Genomic DNA, 1,144 nt, shown 5'->3' with positions numbered 1-1,144 from the left:
GCACCATCGGCCTTGCCGGTCAGCACCGGAATGTCGTTCGTGCCCACGATGGTGACCACGACTTGACCCGTCGTGCCGTCAGCGGTCGTAACCGTGAAGGTTTCGGTCAGGGTCTTGCCAGCGCCCAGGCCTTGGACGGCCGGGTCGTTGTTGGTCAGGTTGTACGTCCATGCACCGTTTGCGCCGACGGAGAACGTGCCGTGTTGGCCAGGAGCGTTCGTTTGAACTTGGAACACGGCTTGGCCGGCGTCGGGATCGGTGACGTCGAGCTTGCCGCTGACGGACGACTTCTCGTCTTCAATGACTTCGCCCTTGTCGCTGTCAGGAGTAGAAGGCGTGATGATCGCCCCGTCATCCGTGCCATTGATCGTGACCGTAACGTCCCTGGTGACCACGCCGCCGTTGCCGTCGTCCACCGTGACGGTGAACGTTTCAATAATCGACTGGCCCGTCTTCAGCCCCTGGACGTCCTTGTTGGCGTTGTCCAGGTTGTAGGTCCAGTTGCCATTGCCATCAACGGAGAACGAACCGTACGTACCCTTGCCGCCGTTGTTAACCGTCCAGCTATGCGTATCGGTCGTGTCGACGTCCGCGACATCCAGCTTGCCCGTTGCCACGAGCGTGCCGTCTTCGGTGACTGCACCATCGGCCTTGCCGGTCAGCACCGGAATGTCGTTCGTGCCCACGATGGTGACCACGACTTGACCCGTCGTGCCGTCAGCGGTCGTAACCGTGAAGGTTTCGGTCAGGGTCTTGCCAGCGCCCAAGCCTTGGACAGCCGGGTCATTGTTTGTGAGGTTGTACGTCCACGCGCCATTGGCGCCGACAGAGAACGTACCGTGTTGGCCGGCCGTGTTGGTTTGCACCTGGAACACGGCTTGGCCAGCGTCCGGATCGGTGACGTCGAGCTTGCCGCTGACGGACGACTTCTCGTCTTCAATGACTTCGCCCTTGTCGCTGTCAGGCGTAGACGGGGTGATGATCGCGCCGTCATCCGTGCCGTTGATCGTGACCGTGACGTCCTTGGTGACCACGCCGCCGTTGCCGTCGTCCACCGTGACGGTGAACGTTTCGGTGATCGATTGGCCGGACTTCAGACCCTGAACGTCCTTATTGGCGTTGTCCAGGTTGTAGGTCCAGTTGC

1 protein-coding gene is annotated in these 1,144 nt (G+C 61.2%); it reads right to left on the bottom strand.

The features are described from left to right. Positions 1-1,144 (bottom strand): VCBS domain-containing protein (locus V6F88_RS27770; protein ID WP_332613519.1); only part of this gene is annotated, 1,144 nt, incomplete at both ends.

The sequence above is a fragment of the Achromobacter sp. ESBL13 genome, from assembly GCF_036668755.1.
Taxonomy (GTDB): domain Bacteria; phylum Pseudomonadota; class Gammaproteobacteria; order Burkholderiales; family Burkholderiaceae_B; genus Achromobacter.
Note: the sequence above shows the minus strand (reverse complement) of the source record. Positions and strands in the feature narration are given on the sequence as shown.